At 71.6% G+C, this 23,456-nt stretch carries 23 protein-coding genes; 9 read left to right on the top strand and 14 right to left on the bottom strand.

What is annotated here, in order from left to right:
• Window positions 1-9: 9 nt before the first annotated feature.
• Window positions 10-2,445: a DUF6185 family protein gene (locus tag IH25_RS0125005; RefSeq protein ID WP_280842523.1), complete on the bottom strand. Its 2,436-nt coding sequence runs from the start codon at window positions 2,443-2,445 to the stop codon at window positions 10-12.
• A 224-nt stretch (window positions 2,446-2,669) separates the two neighbouring features.
• On the opposite strand from IH25_RS0125005, the gene IH25_RS0125000 reads away from it, so the two are divergent.
• Window positions 2,670-3,071 carry a hypothetical protein gene (locus IH25_RS0125000; RefSeq protein WP_030614801.1) on the top strand — a complete coding sequence of 134 codons (402 nt, stop codon included), beginning with the start codon at window positions 2,670-2,672 and terminating at the stop codon, window positions 3,069-3,071.
• A 95-nt stretch (window positions 3,072-3,166) separates the two neighbouring features.
• Here the strand turns inward: IH25_RS0125000 and IH25_RS0124995 are convergent, their stop codons facing one another.
• Genes IH25_RS0124995 through IH25_RS0124985 form a run of 3 tightly spaced genes read right to left on the bottom strand, consistent with a single transcriptional unit; the run spans window position 3,167 to window position 6,237 of the window.
• Entirely contained in the window at window positions 3,167-4,300 is a 1,134-nt protein-coding gene (locus IH25_RS0124995) for an Mrp/NBP35 family ATP-binding protein (protein WP_030614799.1), read from the bottom strand.
• A 43-nt stretch (window positions 4,301-4,343) separates the two neighbouring features.
• Complete coding sequence (locus IH25_RS0124990) at window positions 4,344-4,958, bottom strand: DUF1003 domain-containing protein (RefSeq protein WP_030614797.1); 615 nt, start codon at window positions 4,956-4,958, stop codon at window positions 4,344-4,346.
• Window positions 4,948-6,237: a magnesium transporter MgtE N-terminal domain-containing protein gene (locus IH25_RS0124985; protein WP_030614794.1), complete on the bottom strand. Its 1,290-nt coding sequence runs from the start codon at window positions 6,235-6,237 to the stop codon at window positions 4,948-4,950. The genes IH25_RS0124990 and IH25_RS0124985 overlap by 11 nt, the downstream gene beginning before the upstream one ends.
• Before the next feature lie 190 nt (window positions 6,238-6,427).
• On the opposite strand from IH25_RS0124985, the gene IH25_RS0124980 reads away from it, so the two are divergent.
• Entirely contained in the window at window positions 6,428-7,174 is a 747-nt protein-coding gene (locus IH25_RS0124980) for a hypothetical protein (RefSeq protein WP_030614791.1), read from the top strand.
• 28 nt (window positions 7,175-7,202) lie between these two features.
• Here IH25_RS0124980 and IH25_RS0124975 read toward each other — a convergent pair whose 3' ends face one another.
• Together IH25_RS0124975 and IH25_RS0124970 are read right to left on the bottom strand one after the other, a co-directional pair.
• Window positions 7,203-7,718, bottom strand: coding sequence for a hypothetical protein (locus IH25_RS0124975; protein ID WP_030614787.1), 516 nt, complete (start codon window positions 7,716-7,718; stop codon window positions 7,203-7,205).
• Window positions 7,719-7,772: 54 nt separating this feature from the next.
• Window positions 7,773-8,897, bottom strand: coding sequence for a magnesium and cobalt transport protein CorA (locus tag IH25_RS0124970; RefSeq protein ID WP_030614784.1), 1,125 nt, complete (start codon window positions 8,895-8,897; stop codon window positions 7,773-7,775).
• A gap of 461 nt (window positions 8,898-9,358) precedes the next feature.
• On the opposite strand from IH25_RS0124970, the gene IH25_RS0124965 reads away from it, so the two are divergent.
• Window positions 9,359-9,943: a suppressor of fused domain protein gene (locus IH25_RS0124965; protein ID WP_030614781.1), complete on the top strand. Its 585-nt coding sequence runs from the start codon at window positions 9,359-9,361 to the stop codon at window positions 9,941-9,943.
• A 68-nt stretch (window positions 9,944-10,011) separates the two neighbouring features.
• Here the strand turns inward: IH25_RS0124965 and IH25_RS0124960 are convergent, their stop codons facing one another.
• Window positions 10,012-11,235: an MFS transporter gene (locus tag IH25_RS0124960; protein ID WP_030614775.1), complete on the bottom strand. Its 1,224-nt coding sequence runs from the start codon at window positions 11,233-11,235 to the stop codon at window positions 10,012-10,014.
• 169 nt (window positions 11,236-11,404) lie between these two features.
• On the opposite strand from IH25_RS0124960, the gene IH25_RS0124955 reads away from it, so the two are divergent.
• From IH25_RS0124955 to IH25_RS0124945, 3 genes are all read left to right on the top strand, one after another.
• A complete protein-coding gene (locus IH25_RS0124955) occupies window positions 11,405-12,046 on the top strand; it encodes a DUF6758 family protein (protein ID WP_030614772.1) in 642 nt (213 codons plus the stop codon).
• Window positions 12,047-12,237: 191 nt separating this feature from the next.
• Window positions 12,238-13,095 carry a PHP domain-containing protein gene (locus tag IH25_RS0124950; RefSeq protein WP_030614769.1) on the top strand — a complete coding sequence of 286 codons (858 nt, stop codon included), beginning with the start codon at window positions 12,238-12,240 and terminating at the stop codon, window positions 13,093-13,095.
• A 73-nt stretch (window positions 13,096-13,168) separates the two neighbouring features.
• Window positions 13,169-13,774, top strand: a complete 606-nt coding sequence (locus tag IH25_RS0124945; protein WP_030614765.1) for a MarC family protein — start codon at window positions 13,169-13,171, stop codon at window positions 13,772-13,774.
• Window positions 13,775-13,829: 55 nt separating this feature from the next.
• On the opposite strand, the gene IH25_RS41745 is transcribed toward IH25_RS0124945, so the two are convergent.
• The gene (locus IH25_RS41745; protein WP_167346048.1) at window positions 13,830-13,982 is read right to left on the bottom strand and encodes a hypothetical protein; all 153 of its coding nucleotides are present in this window, start codon (window positions 13,980-13,982) and stop codon (window positions 13,830-13,832) included.
• 207 nt (window positions 13,983-14,189) lie between these two features.
• Between IH25_RS41745 and IH25_RS0124935 the strand changes: the two genes are divergently transcribed.
• Complete coding sequence (locus tag IH25_RS0124935) at window positions 14,190-15,098, top strand: NYN domain-containing protein (protein WP_107058455.1); 909 nt, start codon at window positions 14,190-14,192, stop codon at window positions 15,096-15,098.
• On the opposite strand, the gene IH25_RS0124930 is transcribed toward IH25_RS0124935, so the two are convergent.
• Together IH25_RS0124930 and IH25_RS0124925 are read right to left on the bottom strand one after the other, a co-directional pair.
• Complete coding sequence (locus IH25_RS0124930; RefSeq protein WP_030614759.1) at window positions 15,095-15,988, bottom strand: alpha/beta fold hydrolase; 894 nt, start codon at window positions 15,986-15,988, stop codon at window positions 15,095-15,097. The genes IH25_RS0124935 and IH25_RS0124930 overlap by 4 nt on opposite strands.
• 223 nt (window positions 15,989-16,211) lie before the next feature.
• Window positions 16,212-18,719, bottom strand: coding sequence for a DEAD/DEAH box helicase (locus tag IH25_RS0124925; RefSeq protein WP_030614756.1), 2,508 nt, complete (start codon window positions 18,717-18,719; stop codon window positions 16,212-16,214).
• Between the two features lie 523 nt (window positions 18,720-19,242).
• Here IH25_RS0124925 and IH25_RS0124920 point away from each other — a divergent pair.
• Window positions 19,243-19,989, top strand: coding sequence for a ferritin-like fold-containing protein (locus IH25_RS0124920; RefSeq protein ID WP_030614753.1), 747 nt, complete (start codon window positions 19,243-19,245; stop codon window positions 19,987-19,989).
• Window positions 19,990-20,070: 81 nt separating this feature from the next.
• Here the strand turns inward: IH25_RS0124920 and IH25_RS0124915 are convergent, their stop codons facing one another.
• From IH25_RS0124915 to IH25_RS0124900, 4 genes are all read right to left on the bottom strand, one after another.
• A complete protein-coding gene (locus IH25_RS0124915; protein WP_030614750.1) occupies window positions 20,071-20,340 on the bottom strand; it encodes a hypothetical protein in 270 nt (89 codons plus the stop codon).
• 228 nt (window positions 20,341-20,568) lie between these two features.
• Window positions 20,569-20,796, bottom strand: coding sequence for a DUF3107 domain-containing protein (locus IH25_RS0124910; RefSeq protein ID WP_030614747.1), 228 nt, complete (start codon window positions 20,794-20,796; stop codon window positions 20,569-20,571).
• A gap of 176 nt (window positions 20,797-20,972) precedes the next feature.
• A complete protein-coding gene (locus tag IH25_RS0124905) occupies window positions 20,973-21,614 on the bottom strand; it encodes a TetR/AcrR family transcriptional regulator (protein ID WP_030614744.1) in 642 nt (213 codons plus the stop codon).
• A 156-nt stretch (window positions 21,615-21,770) separates the two neighbouring features.
• On the bottom strand, window positions 21,771-22,004 hold the full coding sequence (locus IH25_RS0124900; protein WP_030614742.1) for a hypothetical protein: 234 nt from the start codon (window positions 22,002-22,004) through the stop codon (window positions 21,771-21,773).
• A 198-nt stretch (window positions 22,005-22,202) separates the two neighbouring features.
• On the opposite strand from IH25_RS0124900, the gene IH25_RS0124895 reads away from it, so the two are divergent.
• Complete coding sequence (locus tag IH25_RS0124895; protein ID WP_030614739.1) at window positions 22,203-23,189, top strand: alpha/beta fold hydrolase; 987 nt, start codon at window positions 22,203-22,205, stop codon at window positions 23,187-23,189.
• Window positions 23,190-23,456: the final 267 nt, after the last annotated feature.

The following is a 23,456-nucleotide window of genomic DNA, read 5'->3' as shown; positions in this document are numbered from 1 at the left end:
GCCGGCCGGCTAATCGATCAGGTACTCCCAGAGCGTCGCGGCCGCGGCCAGCTGGGCCAGGAACCAGGCGATGTACGCGGCGAAGCCCTGGAGCCGGTAGATGGACACGACGAGCGCGAAACGACTGTGCGTGTACTGCTGGTCCTCGCTGAACGTCGACGCGTCCATGAAGATGCTGGTGGCCGTCAGGACGACGGCCATGAACAGGGAGTAGAGGAGCAGGCGTGTGAAGGCCCCGCCGATGAGGAGATTGAGCAGGACGGCCAGGCAGGCGGGCACGGCATAGGCGAGGACCAGGCTCAACGCCCGGACCGGGCTCGGACGGCCGGGCAGCAGGCGCCACAGCGCGCCCAGGACGAAGCCCGCGGCGGCCCACGCCGCCTGCAACGCGATGAACCTGACGACGATCTCCGGGAGCGCGATGGGGTCGTATTTGAGCCGCATCTGCTGGAGTCGTGGCTGTAGTTCCAGCAGAAGCAGCCCCACCGTGCCCGGGATCCCGAACCAGAAGGCCACGCGCGCGGCGCGGACCGCGTTGTCCCACCAGTGGCCCTCCGGCCCCCAGGCCAGGGCGATGTCCATGACGGACATGTGGGCGGGCGGTGGCCGGTCGCTGTCGCATCCGGCCAGCAGCCATTGCCGCAAGTCGCGCTGGCGGGATTCCACCTGATCCAGCGTCATGCTCGCGGCACCCCCCTTGCCGAGCACACGCGATTCGTTTTCGAGGAAGCGGTACTCGTGGGCCCGCTCCATCAGCTCACGGCGCCACTCCTCGCTTCTCATCCTGTGCAGGCAGAAGGTTTCGCCCACGCGGCCCAGTACCGACCACCGTCGTCCCACCGAGAGGACTCCGAACAGCGAGGCGATGTTCAGCAGGAGCCAGATCGGGTACTGAGCGGCGTTACCGGCGACCGACGCGCCCTGCACACCCGCGGTGAAAGCGAAGAGCCCCGCGGTGAGCAGTACGTCGGGTCCTTCCGGCCCCGGCGCCGACCTTTCCCGGCTCTCATCGGCCTGCTGCCGCGTCCTGGTGCGGTAGCTCAAGAGGGCCAGGAGCGCGATCCCCGTCAGGACCCAGCTGTCAGCGAAGATCAGCGTCAGATGGGACAACGAGAAGTTCGCCAGGTAATTGGCGACGTTCGCCCCGTGCGTCTGCCCGGCGGTTTGACCGGCAGGCCAGGAACTCCTCTCCCATTGGTTCTCATTCGCCCAGGAGAGACATCCGAGCAGGGCGCCGGCGACCGCTCCGAGCGCCACGGAGACGACGGTGACGCAGAGAACCGGAGCCCTGTTCCATCTGTCCGTCCAGGAGGCGGGGAGCATGAGCCCCTCGCGGGCGAAACGCCACGCCCACGCGGTCAGGGCCGCCAGCCACAACCACACGGCCGCCAGACCCATGAGCACATAACCCACCTTGCCCAAAAGGCTCGGTTCGGTCTTCGCAACCAGATGCGGCGGCAGGTAGAACAGGTGGGGTGCGACGACCACCAGCAAACCGGCCGCCGCCACGGAGATGACCGCGCCTCGCACGGCCCGGGCCTGGAGCGGCGTGCCACCGAGCCAAGGGCGGGCGACCAGGGTCAGGGCCAGGCCGGCCGAAATGCACATGAGGGCATTCCACGGCGGACTGACATGCTGGTAGCTGATCACGATCAGCATCACGGCGACCGACCCGCTGAGCGCGGCCCATTGCAGTACCGCCTGGACCGCGCTGTCCTTGCGGCCGTCGCTCCCGGAGGAAGGGCGCCTCGGCCGCCCGCGCAGCGCGGCCAGCGCGACCACGACCGAAGCGCACACCCACCAGGCACCGACGCCGATCTTGCTCCAGAACGACCGGCCGTAGGTCAGGACCCACCAGCGCTGCCACGGAAGACCGAGGTCGAAGGTGATCCGGCTGGGCGGGTCCCCTTCCCACATCCACTTGCCGTCGTCAGGCGAGGCGGTTTTCGACGTGTCGACGAATCTCAGGCCCCCGAGGTCCGCCTGCACTTTCCAGTGGGCTTTCTGCAGCGTCGTCGGGCTGAACCGAACCGTCCATGTGCCGCCCTTCTTCCACTTGATCACCCATGGGCCGAGCTTGATGGGGGAATAATCCCTGATCCATGCGTAGGATTCATACCTCACCCGAATGTCTTCCCCCTGCTCCTTCACCTCCGGGTCATCGAACCGCCATTCCGACCGCCGGAGTGCCGTGTCCTTCCCGCGCAGCAGGCACTGCATGGCATTCCTGTATTCTTCGGAATGCTTGTCGAGAAGCAATCGGTCGGCCAGTACCCACCCGGCCAAGGGAATCTCGACAGTCATTTCCGAGCGGATTCTGACGGCGTCTCTGTCGCGTTGGTCGAAGTGAATCAGGGCGTCCACGCGACTGCTCTCGAGCTGGCTTTCCCAGCATTGGCTGCTATCGCTCTGAAGGGCTTCCGAGGGAGAACACCCCCACCACATCACAGTCGCAACAATCAATGGCAGTAGCTGCCACCACCGGATTCCCTTCATTGTCCGCCACCTCCTCCCGGAGGAATTTATCGGCGTTGCGCGCGGGATGCCCAGGGACACGCGAAGCGGTTTCGGCAGGCCACCCCATCGGCTGTCGCCCGTCGAATTGCGGGAAAATAGTCCCCGGTTGATACTGGAATCCGATGTGCCGTCAACTGTCCGACGGAGGGGTCATGACCGACATGAACGTTTCCGCTTCCCGGGCCCCGCTGCCCCGCTTCGAGGAAGCCGAGGGGCTGGGCCCCGAGGACTCGGAATTCGTCAGGGACATCGTGGCGGTGCTCGCCAGGCACGGCAACCTGGACCGCTTCGGCCTGTGTCTGCTCCACGACCACTTCCCGCTCGCCGCGGACGAGGTCCTCGTGGAGACCAACGACCCCAGGGCCCGCACGCTCCGGGTCCACGTGGAGAAGGCGGACAGGACCCGGCACGCCAAGGCGTCGCAGTGGCGGTTCGTCCCGCATGCCGAGCGCGAGCCCGGAGCGGGGCCCGAGGGTGGCGCGTACGAGGAGATCCTGCTCTGCACCAAGCTCGACCTCTGCCCGGGGGACGAGGGCGACCGCGAGGGCCGCTGAGCCTCACGCGGGGCGGCACAGGGGCGCCGTCGCGGCATGACGAAGGGGCGCCGTCCGGAAGGACGCGCGCCCCGTGCCGCCTGGGACAGGCCGGATCAGAACTTGTTCTTCGGCGTCAGCCCCAGCGACAGGCCCGACAGACCGCGCTGCCTGCCGCCGAGCTTGCCGGCGATCGCGCGCAGCGCCGAGCCCGCCGGGGAGCCGGGGTCGGTGAGGACCACCGGCTTGCCCTCGTCGCCGCCCTCGCGGAGGCGGACGTCGATGGGGATGCTGCCGAGGACCGGGACCGTGGTGCCCGTGGTGCGGGTGAGGCCGTCGGCGACCAGCTGGCCGCCGCCCGTGCCGAAGACGTCGACCATCTCGCCGCAGTGCGGGCAGGGCAGCCCGGACATGTTCTCGACCACGCCGACGATCTTCTGGTGCGTCTGCACGGCGATGGAACCGGCGCGCTCGGCGACCTCGGCCGCCGCCTGCTGCGGAGTCGTCACGACCAGGATCTCGGCGTTCGGGATCAGCTGGGCCACGGAGATCGCGATGTCACCGGTGCCGGGCGGCAGGTCCAGCAGCAGGACGTCCAGGTCGCCCCAGTAGACATCGGCGAGGAACTGCTGGAGGGCGCGGTGCAGCATCGGGCCGCGCCAGACGACCGGGGCGTTGCCTGGCGTGAACATGCCGATGGAGATGACCTTCACGCCGTTCGCGGACGGCGGCATGATCATGTTCTCGACCTGGGTGGGCCGGCCGTCGGCGCCCAGCATGCGCGGCACGCTGTGCCCGTAGATGTCGGCGTCCACGACACCGACCTTCAGGCCGTCGGCCGCCATCGCCGCCGCCAGGTTCACCGTCACCGAGGACTTGCCGACCCCGCCCTTGCCGGAGGCGACCGCGTAGACCCGGGTGAGGTTGCCCGGCTTGGCGAAGGGGACCTCGCGCTCGGCCTGGCCGCCGCGCAGCGCCGCCGCCAGTTCCTTGCGCTGCTCGTCGCTCATCACGTCCAGGGTGACGTCGACCCGGGTGACGCCCTCGACCCGCGAGACCGCCTCGGTGACGCGTTGCGTGATGGTGTCCCGCATCGGGCAGCCGGACACCGTCAGGTACACGGTGACCGCGACCGCTCCGTCCGCGCCGATCTCCACGGACTTGACCATCCCGAGTTCGGTGATCGGGCGGTTGATCTCGGGGTCGTTCACCGTCGCCAGTGCCTCGCGCACCGCGTCTTCCGTAGCCATAAGGACGATGGTACGGCCCGCCGAGGGGCCTGAGGGATGCCCTTCAGCGGTCGTCTGTGTCACGTCCCGGCGGGCGTTCCGCCCGTTCTGCCGGGAATACGACCTGACCCCCGTGCCCGTCGTGCCGGCGGCGCTCCTCCAGCTCCTTCAGCAGGTCCTGGAGCTCGGAGCGGATCCAGTCGCGGGTGGCCACCTCGCCCAGTCCGGTGCGCAGCGCGGCCACCTCCCGGGTCAGGTACTCGGTGTCGGCGATGGACCGCTCGTTCTGCTTGCGGTCCTGCTCCAGGTTGACCCGGTCGCGGTCGTCCTGCCTGTTCTGCGCGAGCAGGATCAGCGGGGCCGCGTAGGACGCCTGGAGCGACAGCATCAGGGTGAGGAAGATGAACGGGTACTCGTCGAACCGCAGTTGGCGGGGCGCGGCGATGTTCCACAGCACCCACGCGATGATGACGACCGTCATCCAGACGATGAAGCGCCCCGTGCCCAGGAACCGGGCGATCTTCTCCGACAGCCGGCCGAAGGCCTCCGGGTCCCACTCGGGCAGGAACCGGCGCCGGGGCGGGCGCGGCTGGTCCAGCCGGGGCATCCGGGGCCGGCCGGCGGCCGTGGCGCCCGCCGGCTGGCGCTCGCGGGCCGCGGTCTCGCGCTCAGGAACCATGCGGGGGCGCCTCCTCTCCCTCGTCCAGGTGGAACTCCGTCTCCCGCCAGTCGTCGGGCAGCATGTGGTCCAGTACGTCGTCCACGGTCACCGCGCCGAGCAGCGACCCCGACTCGTCCACCACGGGCGCCGCCACCATGTCGTAGGCGGCGAAGAACCCGGCGACCACCGGCAGCGCCGCGTCCGGGTCCAGGGGCTGCAGATCGTGGTCGACCAGCGAGCTGACCAGGGTGTACGGCGGGTCGCGCAGCAGCCGCTGGAAGTGCACGGTGCCCAGGTACTTGCCGGTCGGGGTCTCGTCGGGCGGGCGGCAGACGTAGACCTGCGCGGCGAGGGCGGGGGAGAGGTCCGGGTTGCGGACCCGGGCGAGCGCGTCGGCCACGGTGGCGTCCGGGCGCAGCACGATCGGCTCGGTGGTCATCAGACCGCCGGCCGTGTGCTCCTCGTACGCCATCAGCCGGCGCATGTCGGCCGCGTCGGCGGGCTTCATCAGGCTCAGCAGCCGCTCCTTGTCCTCCTCGGGCAGCTCGCCCAGCAGGTCGGCGGCGTCGTCCGGGTCCATCGCCTCCAGCACGTCCGCCGCGCGCTCCTCCTTCAGCTTGCCGAGGATCTCGATCTGGTCGTCCTCCGGCAGCTCTTCGAGGACGTCGGCGAGCCGGTCGTCGTCCAGGGCGGCGGCCACCTCGGCGCGCCGCTTGGGGGACAGATGGTGCAGGACGTTGGCGAGGTCGGCGGGGCGCAGCTGCTCGAAGGTGGCGAGCAGGCTCTCGGCGCCCTGCCCGTGCTCCTCCAGGGAGAACCCGGTGACGGCCGACCACTCGGCGGTCAGCGTCTCCCCCTTGGCCCGCCGGAAGGCGCCGCCCTTGCGTCCCTTGCGCAGGAAGACCCGGTCGACCTCCCAGTCCCGGCGGGCGGGCAGCTGCTGCACGGACACGTCGAGGACGGTGACCTCCTCGCCGGTCTCCACCAGCGTCACCCGGCGGTCCAGCAGCTCGCCGAAGACCAGCCGCTCGGTGGGCCGCTGCTCGAAGCGCCGGACGTTGAGCACGCCGGTGGTGATGACCTGGCCCGACTCGATGCCGGTCACCCGGGTCATGGGCAGGAAGATGCGGCGCCGGGTGGACAGCTCCACCACCAGCCCGAGGACCCGCGGAGGCCGTCGCCCGACGCGCAGCATGACGACCACGTCGCGGACGCGGCCCACCTGGTCGCCGGCCGGGTCGAAGACGGGCACCCCGGCGAGGTGCGAGACGAAGATCCGGGGAGCGCCGGCTGCCATGGCTGTGCTTCCTTTGCGTGGGGATCGGGGGAATTGCTCGGACATGCCCGCACGGGTGCGCTTCAGGCTAGCCCGTCCCGGTCGGATACGCCCTGGTGGGCGGTCCGGACGGACCGGCTCCGCCGGGTGGCGGGCGCCCCGGTACCCTGCGGTACGCCGCTCAGGAACCGTCAGAAAGGCAGCTCCCTTGGTGACCGCGATTCCCCGGGGCCGTACCCGCCGCACCGCTTGGGTGACCACGGCCTGCGCACTGGCCGTGACGGGAGCGCTGGCGCTGTCGGGGTGCGGCGGCGACGACGATCCCGACGCCGGGACCAACGGGGTCGGCAAGCTGCCCCCCGACCGGATCCAGGCGAAGACGCGGGCCGCGGCGGACGCGGCGAGCGCGGTACGGCTGTCCGGGACCGTGGTCACCAGCGGCCGTACGTACCGGCTGGACATGCGGCTCAAGGCCGACGGCGGCACCGGGTCGGTGACCGCGCAGGGGACGACCTTCCAGCTGCTGCGGGCCGGCGAGAACCTGTATCTCAAGGCCGGCGCGGACTTCTGGAACCACGCCGACGGCGGCGACGGCGCCTCCGGCAAGCTGGACGGCAAGTACGTGAAGGTGCCGCAGCGGGATCCGGCGTACAAGAAGTTCAGCGGCTTCACGGACAAGGACGTCCTCCTCGACGGTCTGCTGACGCTGCACGGCACGCTGGCGACGGACGGCCGGCACGCCGACGGATCGGGTACCCGCACGATCCGCATCACCGGCGACCACGGTTCCGGCGGCACGCTGGACGTGTCCCTCCAGGGCACGCCGTACCCGCTGCGCCTGGTCCGGGCCGGGCAGGCGGGGACGCTCAGCTTCTCCGACTGGGGCAGGGACTTCACCGTCGAGGAACCGGCGAAGTCGGAGACGGTGGACTACGGCAGACAGCTGCCGACCTCGTAGGGGGACCGCCGCGAGGCGCCGGGCCCCGTTACTTCTTCTTCCCGCGCCTCGTCAGCAGCTTCGGCAGGCCCGCCGGTACCGGTGAGCGCGTCGTCACCGGAGTCGGCACCGGGCGCTCCGCCAGGTTCCCGTCCGGCAGCGGGGTCACCGCACCCGTCGGCACCAGGCGCAGCACCCGGCACTCGCGGGCCCAGCGGGCCGGCATCTCCTCGCCGTCGGGGGCGTTCAGCCGCTTGCCCTTCAGCTCGGCGACCGCCGCCTCCCACTCCTCGGACCCGGACGCCAGTTCGCTCACGGTGGCCGGGAACGTCACCAGCCGGCCGCCCTTGTCCTTGCTGCGCACGCTCACCTCGGCGAGGCTCCCGTCGGCGAGCCCCGCCAGCGGCTGCTCACCCGGCCCGTCGCCGACCACGCACACCGCGCCCTCGTGCCACACATGCCACAGCGCCCGCGCGGCCGGGGCACCGGCGCCCCTGACCCAGATGAGGCCGGACTTCTTCACGGCCTCCTCGATGAGGGCCCGGTCGAGCAGCTCGCTTGTCATGGGCCCCAGCCTAACCAGGCCGCACCGGCCCGCCGACCGGCCCGCACCGGCCGCTCACAGCCAGCCGTTGCGCTTCAGCGTGCGGTGGATGCCCAGACAGATCGCGGCGGTGACGCCCATGATCACCGGGTAGCCGTACCGCCAGTGCAGCTCGGGCATGTGCTCGAAGTTCATGCCGTACACCCCGCACACCATCGTCGGTACGGCGATGATGGCCGCCCACGCCGTGATCTTGCGCATGTCCTCGTTCTGCGCGACGGACGCCTGGGCGAGATTGGCCTGGAGGATGGAGTTGAGCAGTTCGTCGAAGCCCATGACCTGCTCCTGGACCCGGGCCAGGTGGTCGGCCACGTCCCGGAAGTACTTCTGGATGTCCGGGTCGATCAGCCGCATCGGCCGCTCGCTCAGCAGCTGCATGGGCCGCAGCAGCGGCGCCACCGCGCGCTTGAACTCCAGTACCTCGCGCTTGAGTTGGTAGATCCGGGCGGAGTCCACACCGCGCGAGACCCCGCCCTTGCGGCCGGGTGAGAAGACCTCGGTCTCCACGTCGTCGATGTCGTCCTGCACCGCGTGGGCGACCGCGATATAGCCGTCCACCACATGGTCGGCGATGGCGTGCAGCACGGCCGAGGGGCCCTTGGCCAGCAGCTCCGGGTCGTCCTGGAGGCGGTGGCGCAGGGCGCGCAGCGAGCCCTGGCCGCCGTGCCGGACGGTGATGAAGAAGTCCCGTCCGGTGAAGCACATGACCTCGCCGGTCTCCACGACCTCGCTGTTGGCGGTCAGCCGGTCGTGCTCGACGTAGTGGATGGTCTTGAACACCGTGAACAGCGAGTCGTCGTAGCGCTCCAGCTTGGGCCGCTGGTGCGCCTGCACGGCGTCCTCCACGGCCAGCGGGTGCAGCCCGAACTCGCTGGCGATACCGGCGAATTCCGCCTCGGTCGGCTCGTGCAGGCCGATCCAGACGAACCCGCCGTCGCGGCGCACCTGCCGCATCGCCTCCTGCGGGCTCAGCGGCCCCGCGCTGGGCACACGCGCGCCGTCGCGGTAGACGGCGCAGTCGACGACGGCCGAGGGCGACGCGGGGTCGCGCGTGGTGTCGTACGACGTCCCGGGGTCCTTGCGCAGCGAGACGCGGGACGAGGGGCGGACCACGGCACGCAGGTCGCGGATCATCGACATGGGCAGGCTCCTTCGCGGGCGGGCGGCGAAAACGCGCGCGGCGACGGGTGGAACTACCCGGAATGGGGACGTCCTGGCTGTGTGTGTGGGGCACGTCCACAAAGCGGGGAGCACCGCACCGTCGCGGTGGCGGCTTCACTGCCGATGCAGAACTGATTCAGATCAGACAGATCAGGCAAAGCGAAACGAGATGCTCTTCCGGACGACGATGCGCAAAGGAAGACGGCGGCCAGCCGGTGACCGGATTCAGCGGCCGGAAGAGCGAGTGGTACTGCACGGTCGACTTCGATCCATGGCAGCCCCACCTCCTCCGGCCGGTCCCTCGTAAGGGAGTCTCAACGGTGTCGGGACTTGACAACGACGCATGCGCCTGTCGCCCCGAACCACCGGCTCAGAGTACCAGCCGCCGCTACTGTCAAGGCGCCGCTTTGCCCGCTGCTGACGAGTTCTATGCTCGCCGCATGGCTGATGTTCTTCCTCTGGTCGAGGCCCGGTTGACCACCGCGCTGGGCGAGCCGGACGCGCGCGCCGCCGTCACCTTCCTCGGCACGGACCGCATCGAGGTGCTCCGCTTCCACGAGGGGGACGTCGTCCGGTACGCCACCCTCGGGATGTCCCGGCAGCCCATGACGGACCCCACGGCGGTGCTCGCCGACCCGGTGAAGGGACCCCGCGCCGAACTGGTGCTGACCGTCCGCGCGGGCCTCGCCGACACCGACAAGCTGCTCCGCCCGCTCGCCGTCCTGGCCGCGAGCCCGCAGGTGGAGGGCCTGGTGGTGGCCCCCGGCGCCTCGCTGGACGTGGGGGAGCCGCTGTGGCCCGGCGCCCCCTTCACCTCGGTCCTGGTGGGCGAGCCCGGCGGGCTGGTCGAGGACCTGGAGCTGGACGCCCCGCTGGACCCCGTACGGTTCCTGCCGCTGCTGCCGATGACCCCGAACGAGGCCGCCTGGAAGCGGGTGCACGGCGCCCAGGCCCTCCAGGAGCGCTGGCTGGCGAACGGGACGGACCTCAGGGACCCGTCCCGCACGTCAGTCCCGCTGGACTGACCGGCAACCGGCCACCGGCCACCGCTCGCCGGGAGTGACCGAACTCACCAACGCAAGGCCGGATCCGGTCAGTTGGCGAAGACGCCGACACCGTCCTCGGTCGCGTGCCCCGGCTCGAGCTCCTCGGCTTCGTGTACGAGGGCCCGGCGCCGGACGAGGACCACGAGCGCGCCCAGCACCGCCGTGACGGCCGCCACCACGAACGGGACGTGGATGTCGGTCCACTCCTCGATCTTGGGAGCGAAGTACGGCGCCGCGGCGGCGGCGAACCAGCGCACGAAGTTGTAGCCCGCGCTCGCCACCGGGCGCGGGGCGTCCGACACGCCGAGGGCCAGCTCGGTGTAGACGGTGTTGTTCACGCCGATGAAAGCGCCGGACAGGATGGTGCAGACGATGGCCGCGGTGTGGTTGCCGTAGCCGAGCACGAGCACGTCCGCGGCGAGCAGCACCAGCGAGCCGCCGAGCACCTTCAGCGAGCCGAACCGCTCCTGCGCGCGCGGGGCCACGATCACCGAGAAGACGGCGAGCAGCAGACCCCAGGCGAAGAACACCGCGCCCGACCGGTACGGCGTCATGTCCAGCACGAACGGCGTGAAGGCCAGCACGGTGAAGAACGTGTAGTTGTAGAAGAACGCGGAGACCGCCGCCGAGGCCAGACCGCCGTGGCCGAGCGCCTTGAGCGGGTCCAGGACCGAGGTCTTGCGGGCCGGCCTGGGCTGCTCCTTCAGGAACGCCGTGATGCACAGGAAGCCGATCGCCATCAGCGTGGCCGTGCCGAAGAACGGGTAGCGCCAGCTGGCGTTGCCGAGGACCGCGCCGAGCAGCGGGCCGCAGGCCATGCCGAGGCCGAGCGCGGACTCGTAGAGCAGGATCGCCGCCGCGCTGCCGCCGGCCGCCGCGCCGACGATGACCGCGAGGGCGGTGGAGACGAACAGCGCGTTGCCGAGGCCCCAGCCGGCCCGGTAGCCCACGAGCTGGCCGACCGAGCCGGAGGTGCCGGCCAGGCCGGCGAACACCACCACGAACGCGAGGCCGAGCAGCAGCGTCTTCTTCCCGCCGATCCGGCTGGAGACGAAGCCGGTCAGCAGCATCGCCACGGCCGTGATCAGGAAGTACGAGGTGAAGAGCAGGGACACCTGGCTGGGGGTGGCGTCGAGGCCCCGGGCGATCGAGGGCAGGATCGGGTCGACGAGGCCGATGCCCATGAAGGCGACGACGGAGGCGCCGGCCGTGGCCCAGACCGCCTTGGGCTGCCGCAGGATGCCGCCGGCTCCCGCGTCTAGGGGGTCCATGTGCTTCTCCCGTCCTCACTAGGTAGTTGGGTTATGCACATAGTAAGTTAGCCCACCTAATTAATGCAACATACATCTATCATGGCCGGTCGGGCATATGGTCGGCTCTTCCGTCCGGACGGGTGATCATCCTTGACGTGGGCGGTCGGGGGTAGGACCGTGGAGCCCTATGAGGGGCGAACCCAGTTGCCCGAGATGCGGTGGCCGGGTCAGGGCTCCCGGACTCTTCGCCGATGCGTGGCAGTGCGATGTGCACGGCACGGTGTATCCGCTGCAGCCCGTGATCCCGCCCAGCGTCGAGGCGCTCAACGTCGTCGTGCACCGCACGCAGGTACCGGTGTGGATGCCGTGGCCGCTGCCGGTCGGCTGGCTGTTCACGGGGGTGGCGTACGCCGGGGACGACCGCAGCGGCGGCCGTGCGACCGCGGTGGCCTGCTCGGGCCCCGGACCGCTCGGCGGCCCCGGCGAGCTGATCCTGATCGCCGAGGAACTGGGCGTCGGCCTCGGCGCGCGCTACGCCGGCATCGACGGCCCGGACCCCGGCTCGTACATGAACGTGGAGAAGCCGCCGCAGACCAAGGTGCTGGCCGCCGGCCGCCCGACCCCGCTCTGGCACGTCTACCGCACCCCCGACGACCGCGCCGTCTTCGCCGGGGAGGCGCTCGGCATGTGGCTGTGGGCGGTGATCTGGCCCGAGCAGTCCGGGCTGCTGATGTACGACGAGCTGGTGCTGACGGATCTGCGGGACGCGGGGGCGGAGATAGACCTGGTGCCGTGCGGAGCGCTGTCGCCGCGCTTGCTTCGGCCGTAGCGCCTGCTGGGGTGCCGGGTTCCGTGCGTCGGCGGGTGCGGGTTCGTCGTGGCTGGTCGCGCAGTTCCCCGCGCCCCTTCGGGGGCGCTGAAGTAAAGGTCGCTCCGGTGGTTCAAGTGTGACGGCCGAGGGCGAAAACCCGGCTATCCTTAGGTGTCCGTGTCCCTTACGTCCGTCCGGCTGGAGTTGTCGTGCGCATCGATCTGCACTGCCACTCCACGGCCTCCGACGGTACGGACACCCCGGCCGGGCTGGTGCGGAACGCCGCCGCGGCCGGACTGGACGTCGTCGCGCTGACCGATCACGACACCACCCGGGGCTACGCCGAGGCCATCGCCGCGCTGCCCGAGGGGCTGACCCTGGTCACCGGTGCCGAGCTGTCCTGCCGGATCGACGGCATCTCGATGCACCTGCTGGCCTACCTCTTCGACCCCGAGGACCCCGCCCTGCTCGCCGAGCGCGAGCTGGTCCGGGACGACCGGGTGCCGCGGGCCAAGGGCATGATCGCCAAGCTGAACGCGCTGGGCGTGCCGGTCACCTGGGAGCAGGTCGAGCGGATCGCCGCCGGCGGCTCCGTCGGGCGCCCGCACATCGCCAGCGCGCTGGTGGAGCTGGGGGTCGTGCCGACGGTGAGCGACGCGTTCACCGAGGAGTGGCTGGCCGATGGCGGGCGGGCCTTCGTGGAGAAGCACGAGACCGACCCCTTCGAGGCGATCCGGCTGGTCAAGGCCGCGGGCGGGGTCTGTGTGTTCGCCCACCCGGCCGCGGCCAAGCGGGGCCGCACCGTGCCGGACTCCCGGATCGCCCAGCTGGCGGAGGCCGGACTGGACGGCCTCGAGGTCGACCACACGGACCACGACCCCGACGCCCGGGCCCGGCTGCGCGACCTGGCGAAGGAGCTGGGTCTGCTGGTCACGGGCTCCTCGGACTACCACGGCAGCCGCAAGACCGTGACGCTGGGCGCGTACACGACCGACCCCGAGGTGTACGGGGAGATCACCCGGCGGGCGACGGGCGCGTTCCCGGTGCCGGGCACCGGCGGAGCCTGAGGCCCTCCGGGGCCGGTCCGCCGTACCCCCTCACGCCCGTACTTCCTCTTCCCGCAAGGCCTGCACTTCCCTCATGTTCGACATCGCCGTCTTCGGCTCCCTGTTCCTGACCCTTTTTGTCATCATGGATCCCCCTGGGATCACCCCGATCTTCCTCGCCCTGACCGCCGGACGGCCGGCCAAGGTGCAGAAGCGGATGGCCTTCCAGGCCGTCTGCGTGGCGGGCGGGGTCATCGCCGTCTTCGGCGTCCTGGGTCACCAGATCCTGAACTACCTGCACGTCTCCGTGCCCGCGCTGATGATCGCGGGCGGACTGCTGCTCCTGCTGATCGCGCTGGACCTGCTCACCGGCAAGACCGACGAGCCGAAGCAGACCAAGGACGTCAACGTGGCCCTCGTACCGCTGGGCATGCCGCTGCTGGCGGGGCCCGGCGCCATCGTGTCCGTCATCCTGGCCGTGCAGAAGGCCGACAGCGTGACCACGCAGATCTCGGTGTGGTCCGCGATCCTCGCGATCCACGTCGTGCTGTGGCTCGTGATGCGCTACTCGCTGCTGATCATCCGGGTCATCAAGGACGGCGGCGTCGTGCTGGTGACGCGGCTCGCGGGCATGATGCTCTCCGCGATCGCCGTCCAGCAGATCATCAACGGTGTCACTCAGGTGATCCGGGGGAGCTGACCCGAACCGGCTCGGCTCCCCCGGAAAGCTTGAGTGGCGAACGCCCGCGCGCGGGCTACGAGGCCTGGGCCTCGGCCGGGCGGATCCACAGGCGCTGCCCGACGGCGGCGGCCTGCTGAACGATCCGGTTGACGGAGGCGGCGTCCACGACGGTGCTGTCCACGGCGGTGCCGTCGACCTCGTCGAGTCGCATGATTTCGAAGCGCATGGGCTTCTCCCTTCGTCTGGTCATCCTCCTGCGGAGAACTACTGGTGTGACTGCCGGTGCTCCCGGTGTCGTACCTAGTCAACGCTCCCTTTGTTACGAACATTCCCTACGCTAAAGAAATTTTTCGAACAACTAATAACTGACCGGTAAGCAGAGCGGAAGGGACCGACCGGGACCGGTTGTGTCCGTACGGTGACCGCCGGGACAATGAAGGCAATGAACGACGACCTGGCCGCCGCCCTGACGGCCCGCATCGACCGCACGAACGAGCTGCTGGAACGCATGCTCGCCGAGGTGGCGAAGACACCCTCGACCCACGCCATCTTCGTGGACGCCGGCTATCTGTACGCCGCCGCCGGCCGCCTGGTCGCCGGAACCGAGGACCGCCGGGCCTTCGACCTGGACGCCGAGGGCCTGATCGATGCGCTGATCGACCGGGCCCGCGCGCTCTTCGCGGACAGCCGGCTGCTGCGCGTCTACTGGTACGACGGCGCCCGGCGCCGCATCCACACCGCCGAACAGCAGGCCATCGCCGAACTGCCCGACGTCAAGGTCCGCCTCGGCAACCTCAACGCCAGCAACCAGCAGAAGGGCGTCGACTCACTGATCCGCACGGACCTGGAGTCACTGGCGAGACACCGCGCGATCAGCGACGCGGCCCTCCTGGGCGGCGACGAGGACCTGGTCTCCGCGGTCGAGGCGGCCCAGGGCTACGGCGCCCGCGTCCACCTCTGGGGCGTCGAGGCACCCGAGGGCCGCAACCAGGCCGAACCGCTGCTCTGGGAGGTCGACAGCCAGCGCACCTTCGACCTGGACTTCTTCAAGCCGTACGTCTCCCGGCACACGACCGCCGCGTACGACGCCACCGGCACCGCCCGCCCCACCCGCGAGGACGTCCGCTTCGTCGGCGCCCGGATCGCGGCCGAGTGGCTCGCCTCCCGGGGCCGCGAAGCCCTCGTGGAACTGCTCCCCGGCCACCCCTACCTGCCCGGTTCCGTCGACCAGGACCTGCTGGTCGAGGCCGAGGGACTGCTCCAGTACTCCCTGCGCGGCCAGGCGGAGCTGCGCCGCGCGCTCAGGGACGGGTTCTGGGAACACCTGGGGACCCAGTACTAGGACCGGTTCCGGCGGGCGTCCGCGCCGTCGTCCCAGAAAGCGGCGAGCGCCCGGGCCGTCTCCAGGGGGCGGTCGGTGTTCGGGGAGTGCTCGGCACCCTCGACGACCGTGCGCCGGGCCCGCAGCCGTACGGCCATGTCGTCCAGGAGCGGCAGCGGCCAGGTGTCGTCCCGCTCGCCCGACAGCACATGGAACGGCAGCGGCACGGCCGCCAGCTCGGCGACCCGGTCCGGCTCCGTGCACAGCTGGCGGCCGGTGGCCAGCAGCTGGGCCGGCTTGGTGCCCAGCCAGCGGCGCCGTAGGTCGGCCCGGTCGTCCAGCCCGGCGTCGAGCGCCGGCGCCTCCGTCTCCTCCGGCGGCTCCATCGCCTGGAGCGCCTCCCACACCTCGGCCATGCTCAGCACCGCCAGCGCGTCCCGGAGCAGCTTCACCCGCTCCCGCTGGGGCGCCGAGATCTGCGCCGGGCCCGAGGCCATCAGGGTGAGCGAGAGAAACGGCGAGCGGTCGAGCAGCACGGCCGCGCGCGCGATCTGGCCGCCCAGGGAGTGGCCCAGCAGATGCACCGGGCCGCCGATCGCCTCCGCCTGCGCGAGGACGTCCCGCGCGAGCTCCTCCTGCGCGTAGGCCGACTCGTCCGTCACCGGGCCGTCCGACTCGAACTGGCCCCGGCCGTCGACGGCGACGGTCCGGTAGCCGCGCTCGGCCAGCGGCACGTGCAGCGGATTGAAGTCCTCCTTGCTCCCGGTGAACCCCGGCAGCAGCAGCGCGACCCCCCTGGGCTCGACACCGGCGGCCACCGGGGCGTCGACCACGGCGAACTCCCCGCGCGCCGTCCGAAGGGGATAGGCGCGGGCACCGGGCGGCGGGACGAAGGTGGCGGGCCTGCTCATGAGGAGAGGCTATCGGGAGGGGGCGGGGGCGGCGGCGCACGGGTTCCGGCCGGGCGGAAGGCTTGGGGGCCGGGCTCCGCCGGGAATCGGGGTGGGGCGGGGAGGGGCGCGGTGTGCGGGCGGCTCCGGTCGGGCGGAAACGCCGATGGCCGGGTCCACTGTCGTGGACCCGGCCATCGGACCGGAGCTGTTGCCCTGCCGTCACCGCGTGTGCGGCGCCGGCTCAGGCCTCGGGCGTCTCCGCGGCAGCGGCCGTCTTGCGGGTACGGCGCGGCTTGGGCGTCGTCGTACCGGCGCTCTCACCGGCCGCCTCGGCAGCGGGCTCCGCCGCCTTGCGGGTCCGGCGCCGCGGCTTGACCTCCGGCTCCTCGGTGGACTGCGCCGGAATCTCCGGAGCAGCCGCCTCGGCGACCGTGGTCTTACGGGCCCGCCGCGCCTTCGGAGCGGCGACCGCTTCCCCGTCACCGGCTTCGGCGGCAGCGGCCGTCTTGCGGGTGCGGCGGGGCTTGGCCTCGGTCTCGACGACTTCCGGCGCCGCAGCCGCGGTCTTGCGGGTGCGGCGCGGCTTGGCGTCAGCCTCGGCCTCGGGGGCTTCGGCGGCGGCCGTCGTCTTCCGGGTGCGGCGCGGCTTGGCCTCGGCCTCCGCCTCGGGGGCTTCGGCGGCAGCGGCGGTCTTGCGGGTCCGGCGCGGCTTGGCCTCCGCCTCGGCCTCGGGAGCTTCGGCAGCGGCGGTGGTCTTCCGGGTGCGACGCGGCTTGGCCTCTGCTTCGGCCTCGGGGGCTTCGGCGGCAGCCGTCGTCTTCCGGGTACGGCGCGGCTTGGTCTCCGCCTCCGCCTTCGCCTCGGGAGCGTCGGGCGTGGCCGGCTCCGCGGCCTTGCGGGTGCGGCGACGGGGCTTGGATTCCTCCGGGGCCTCGGTCGCGTCCACGGCCGCTTCCGCCTCGGGGGCAGGCTCGGCCGTCTTCCGCGTCCGGCGGCGCGGCTTGGTCTCCGTCGCCGGAGCGGCCTCGGGCGCGGGCTCCGTCACCGGAGTGGCCGCGACCACGGGCTCGGTCACCGGCTCGGCCACCGGGGCCGTGGTCTCAGCGGACTCCGTCGTCACCGGTTCGGTCGCCGCCGACTTCCGCGTGCGGCGGCGGCGCGGCTTCTCCGGCGCCTCCTCCACGGCGACGGGAGCGTCCACCGAGGCGACCGGCTCGACGGCGGGAACCGCCACGGCGGCCACCGGCTCGGCGGCGGGCGTCTGCTCGGTCGCCGTGGCCGCGGTCGCGGCCGGCACCGGCTGCGTGGCCGCTCCACCGCGGGTACGGCGACGGCGGCGCGGGGTACGGGTGGCGGCCTGGGCCTCCTCCGCCTCCACGGCCTCGGCGGCCGGCGCCGACGCGGCGGGGGCCGCGTCCACCGGCGCTCCGCCGCGCGTACGGCGGCGCCGGCGCGGCGTACGGGCCGGACGCTCGGCCTCGGCCGCCGGCGCGCGGTCGGCCACCGGGGCACGGTCGCCCTTGCCACCGCGGCCACGGCCGCGCGCACCCCGCCCGCCGGTCTCGCCCAGGTCCTCCAGCTCTTCCGCGTCCAGACCGGCGCGGGTCCGCTCGGAGCGCGGCAGGATGCCCTTGGTGCCCGCGGGGATGCCCAGGTCGGTGAAGAGGTGCGGGGAGCTGGAGTACGTCTCCACCGGCTCGTGGAAGTCCAGCTGCAGCGCCTTGTTGATCAGCTGCCAGCGCGGGATGTCGTCCCAGTCGACGAACGTGATCGCCGTACCCTTGGCGCCCGCCCGGCCCGTACGGCCGACGCGGTGCAGGTAGGTCTTCTCGTCCTCGGGGGACTGGTAGTTGATGACGTGGGTGACGCCCTCGACGTCGATGCCGCGCGCGGCGACGTCGGTGCAGACGAGGACGTCGACCTTGCCGTTGCGGAAGGCGCGCAGCGCCTGCTCGCGGGCGCCCTGGCCGAGGTCGCCGTGGACCGCGCCGGAGGCGAACCCGCGCCGCTGGAGCTGCTCGGCGATGTCGGCGGCCGTGCGCTTGGTACGGCAGAAGATCATCGCCAGTCCGCGGCCCTCGGCCTGCAGGATGCGGGCGACCATCTCCGGCTTGTCCATGTTGTGCGCGCGGTAGACGAACTGCTTGATGTTCGCGACCGTCACGCCCTCGTCGTCCGGCGCGGTGGCACGGATGTGGACGGGCTGCGACATGTAGCGGCGCGCGAGGCCGATGACCGCGCCCGGCATGGTCGCCGAGAACAGCATGGTCTGGCGCTTGGCCGGCAGCATGTCGATGATCTTCTCGACGTCGGGCAGGAAGCCCAGGTCGAGCATCTCGTCGGCCTCGTCGAGGACCAGGCTCCTGACGTGCTTCAGGTCCAGCTTCTTCTGGCCCGCGAGGTCCAGCAGCCGGCCCGGGGTGCCGACGACCACGTCGACGCCCTTCTTCAGGGCCTCGACCTGCGGCTCGTACGCCCGGCCGCCGTAGATCGCGAGCACCCGGACGTTACGGACCTTGCCCGCCGTCAGCAGGTCGTTGGTGACCTGGGTGCACAGCTCGCGCGTGGGGACGACGACGAGGGCCTGCGGGGCGTCGGTGAGGTCCTCGGGGGTGGCGCGTCCGGCCTCCACGTCGGCGGGGACGGTCACGCGCTCCAGGAGCGGGAGGCCGAAGCCCAGCGTCTTGCCGGTGCCGGTCTTGGCCTGGCCGATGACGTCCGTGCCGGACAGGGCTACGGGGAGCGTCATCTCCTGGATGGGGAAGGGGTTGATGATGCCGACGGCTTCCAGGGCTTCGGCGGTCTCGGGAAGGATCCCGAGGTCTCGGAACGTCGTAGTCAGGGTGCTGCCTCTTCTGTGTGTGCGGTGCGAGGCGAGCGCGGGGGGTCATGTCTGACCGTGCCGGGGACGTCGGCTGCCGTACGGACGAACCACTCGGGCAAGCCGTAAGACACGGGACCTCTGCCGACGCTCTAGCGCTCGTACCGCTGAGGGTCTCTCCCGTTGTCGTACGGTCTGAGCCGTACGGTCGTGGAGAGCTGTCGGGTCGGAGCCGATCGGGCCACCGACCGGGCATCCTCATGCGTGCGGCCTGTCGGGACACGTCGAACACCGTCGACGCACTCAGCAGGCGCATTACCACCATACCCCGGATCGACGCACATGCGATGGCCGATTCGGTCACGTAGTGGTCGTCACATTGATCGGCCGGGGTTTCACCGTGATCGGGCGAGGGCTTGAGCGAGCCGCCGAGCGGGCTATTGTGCGCCTCATGACTAGCTCTGACAAGCCTGAGAACGCGTCCGCCGCACCTTCCGGCCCCACCGGTGTCGCCGCCCAGGACTGGGCGCAGGCGTCCGCCGACCCGCAGTACCGCGCCGCCGTCGTGGACCTGCTCGGCGCGCTCGCCTACGGAGAGCTGGCGGCGTTCGAGCGGCTCGCGGAGGACGCCAAGCTGGCGCCGACCCTCGCGGACAAGGCGGAGCTGGCGAAGATGGCCTCGGCCGAGTTCCACCACTTCGAGCGGCTGCGGGACCGGCTGACCGAGATCGGCGAGGAGCCCACGGCCGCCATGGACCCGTTCGTGGCCGCGCTCGACGGCTTCCACCGGCAGACCGCCCCCTCAGACTGGCTGGAGGGCCTGGTCAAGGCGTACGTCGGCGACTCGATCGCCAGCGACTTCTACCGGGAGGTCGCCGCGCGCCTCGACTCCGACACGCGCGAGCTGGTGCTCGCCGTGCTGGACGACACCGGGCACGCCGGGTTCGCGGTGGAGAAGGTGCGGGCCGCCATCGACGCCGACCCGCGGGTGGGCGGCCGACTGGCGCTGTGGGCGCGGCGGCTGATGGGCGAGGCGCTGTCGCAGTCGCAGCGGGTGGTCGCCGAGCGGGACGCGCTGTCCACGATGCTCGTCGGGGGTGTGGCCGACGGCTTCGACCTCGCCGAGGTCGGCAGGATGTTCTCGCGGATCACCGAGGCGCACACGAAGCGGATGTCCGCGCTGGGCCTCGCGGCCTGAGCCACAAGAGCCGACCTGAGCCCACAAGAGCCTTGGCAGAGCACTGGCAGCGCCCTGGACCGCGGTCCGGGCGCCGGGCCCTCAGGCCGGTGCCGACCGGCGGTGCATGCGGCCCGCCGGGCGCAGCAGCAGGGACAGCGACGCCACCGAGATGACCGCGGCGCCCAGCAGGCTGAGCAGGGCGGTGCCGGGCCCCAGCGCGGTACGGGTGACGAAGTCGCCGAACAGGGCTCCGGCGATGCCTGTCGAGTACACCAGGGGGCGGGCCGGCAGCCGGTGGGCGAGCCGGTGTGCCCCCGCCCAGGCGAGGATCACACCGAGCACGGCGGAGCCGAGTGCTTCGAAGATCATGTCGGGGTCCCTCCCACGGCCGGTCCGGCTCGACGGTTGTAGCCCGTCATACCCGTGACCTGCGGATTGCAATCCTGGGCTGTGGAGAAGTTGTGCTCCGTATGTGTGTGCGAACGGGCGTGCGGAGCATGCGGAAGGGCCCGGCGGCAACGGCCGCCGGGCCCTTCCGACGACTTCGGGCTCGCAGCGCGAAGTCCTCCGCTCGCGTTCAGGCGCGAGGCTGCGCGCTCAGAGCGCGCCGAAACCCACCTTGCGCACGGTCGGCTCGCCGATCTCCACGTACGCCAGCCGGTCCGTCGGCACCAGGACCTTGCGGCCCTTCTCGTCCTGGAGGCTGAGCAGCCCCGTCTTGCCGGCCAGCGCCTCGGCCACGATGCCCTCGACTTCCTCGACGCTCTGACCGCTCTCCAGAACGATCTCGCGGGGCGCGTGCTGCACGCCGATCTTGACCTCCACGGCTATGTCCCTCCGACGGTCAGTGATGTGCGCGATCAACCGCGCCGTACCCAGCACACATTAGCCCGGTGAGGGGATCCGCACGCCGCCGGACGGCACGCCAGGAGCGAACACCGGGCGGGAACAAACCGGGACCGGACCTCGAAGGACCGGGAAGGTCCCCAAAAGGGGCGTCCTCAGTGGTGCTCGGTGCCGTGCAGCGGGAAGCCGGCGATGCCCCGCCAGGCCAGCGAGGCCAGCAGCTGCACCGCCTGGTCGCGCGGGACGCTGCGGTCGCTGTGCAGCCAGGAGCGGGCCACCACCTGGGCGAGGCCGCCGAGGCCGGAGGCGAGCAGCATCGACTCCGCGCGCGACAGACCGGTGTCCTCGGCGATCACGTCGCAGATCGCCTCGGCGCACTCGTTGGTGACCTTGTCCACGCGCTCGCGCACCGCGGGCTCGTTGGTCAGGTCGGACTCGAAGACCAGCCGGAACGCCCCGCCGTCGTCCTCCACATAGGCGAAGTAGGCGTCCATGGTCGCCCGGACGCGCTGCTTGTTGTCGGTGGTCGACGCCAGCGCGCCGCGCACGGACTGGATCAGCGACTCGCAGTGCTGGTCCAGCAGCGCCAGATAGAGGTCGAGCTTGCCGGGGAAGTGCTGGTAGAGCACCGGCTTGCTCACCCCGGCCCGCTCGGCGATGTCGTCCATCGCCGCCGCGTGGTAGCCCTGCGCGACGAAAACCTCCTGAGCGGCGCCCAGCAGCTGGTTCCGCCGGGCTCGGCGCGGCAGACGGGTGCCGCGCGGGCGTGCCGCCTCAGTTTGCTCGATGGCTGTCACGCCGCCTCCCAAAGTCGTCCACATGCGGTCTCGGCCGCGCGGCCATCGTACTTTTCGGTAACCGTGGTGTGCGCGGTGCGAGCGCAGAATTTCACGTACCGGACGGCGGCGAAAGCCGTGCGGCGCCCCGAGGCGGTCGGCCGGGGTCCCGCGAGGTCAGCGGTAGTCGTCCTCGTCGAGCGCAACGACGCGTGCCTGCTCCATGAGATCGGCCTCGTTCCCGAGGGCCGGGTCCAGCCCCGTCAGGGGGTCGTCGCGGTCCGGCGCGATGTCCGCCTGCTGTTCGGCGGCGTCCCCTTCGGGCGCCTCGACGCCGAACTCCGCGACCGCGTCGGCCTCCAGCTCGTCGATGTCCTCGATCGCGTCGGGCTCTGTGGGGTCATAGGCCATGGTGGGCTCCCTTCCCTATGAACGTCCCTGGAAACAGCAGGGGCCACACGCGGGTGCCCTCTGTACGAGCCTAGGAGACTGCTGATCCGGACGCCATGCCATCAGGCCCGTCGGCTGACCGGTTTTCCGTCCGGATACGGTTCAGTCTGTGATGGCGAACACATGAATCCGGACGTGATCACCTCGTAACATTGCCGCATGTCTTCGACCGAGTCGCCGTCCGTGCCGGCCGCCAGTGTTCTCCCCCGCGTGGCGCCCGTCCGGGTCGGTGAGGGCGAGCGACTGCGGTCCGTGGGGCTGCCCGGCGTCACGCTGACGATCCGTTCCCGCCGGCCCGCGCGCGAGGGCCTGCCGCCCGCGCTCTACGTCCACGGGCTCGGCGGTTCCTCGCAGAACTGGTCGTCGCTGATGGCCGAACTGGCCGACGAGGTGGACAGCGAGGCGGTCGACCTGCCGGGCTTCGGCGACTCCCCGCCCCCGGACGACGGCGACTATTCCGTCACCGGACACGCGCGCGCGGTCATCCGCTATCTCGACGCCGCCGGCCGCGGCCCGGTGCACCTCTTCGGCAACTCGCTCGGCGGCGCGGTCGCCACCCGCGTGGCCGCCGTGCGCCCCGACCTCGTCCGTACGCTCACGCTCGTCTCGCCCGCCCTGCCGGAGCTGCGCATCCAGCGCACGGCGGTGCCGACCGGGCTGCTCGGCGTGCCCGGGATCGCCGCCCTGTTCACCCGGCTCACCAAGGAGTGGACCGCCGAGCAGCGGGTGCGTGGGGTCATGGGGCTCTGCTACGGCGACCCGGGCCGGGTCGCGCCGGAGGCGTTCCAGCACGCCGTGGAGGAGCTGGAGCGGCGGCTGCGGCTGCCGTACTTCTGGGACGCGATGGCCCGCTCGGCGCGCGGCATCGTCAACGCCTACACGCTCGGCGGCCAGCACGGACTGTGGCGCCAGGCCGAACGAGTGCTGGCCCCCACCCTGCTGGTCTACGGCGGCCGGGACCAGCTCGTCGGCTTCCGCATGGCCGCCAAGGCGGCCCGCGCCTTCCGCCACTCCCGGCTGGTGACCCTGCCGGACGCCGGGCACGTGGCGATGATGGAGTACCCCGACGTGGTCGCCGGCGCGGTCCGAGAGCTGCTCGCGCAGCCGGCCGGCGCCGACGGCACCGCCCCGGACGCGAGGAGCTGAGGGCCAGGGTGGGACGCCACAGCCGCCGCGGACCGGCCCCCAGGACCGAGACGACGGACATAACACCGGAACGCACCGGCAGACACGGCAACCGCGCCGACGGCCGGCAGCCCGCCGCCCCCGGCGCCCCGGCCGACGGCACGCCCGGGCCGGGGGCCGCGGGGCCGCCCGACGGCACTCCGGCCAGGGGCGCCCGAAGGCGCGCGGAGGACGCCCGGGCCCAGGGCGCGCCGGGATACCCCGGCGCCGGCTCCGCGCAGGGCCTGC

It is taken from the genome of Streptomyces achromogenes subsp. achromogenes (assembly GCF_000720835.1).
GTDB classification, from domain to species: Bacteria; Actinomycetota; Actinomycetes; order Streptomycetales; family Streptomycetaceae; genus Streptomyces; species Streptomyces achromogenes.
This window is presented reverse-complemented; position numbering and strand designations above follow the sequence as displayed.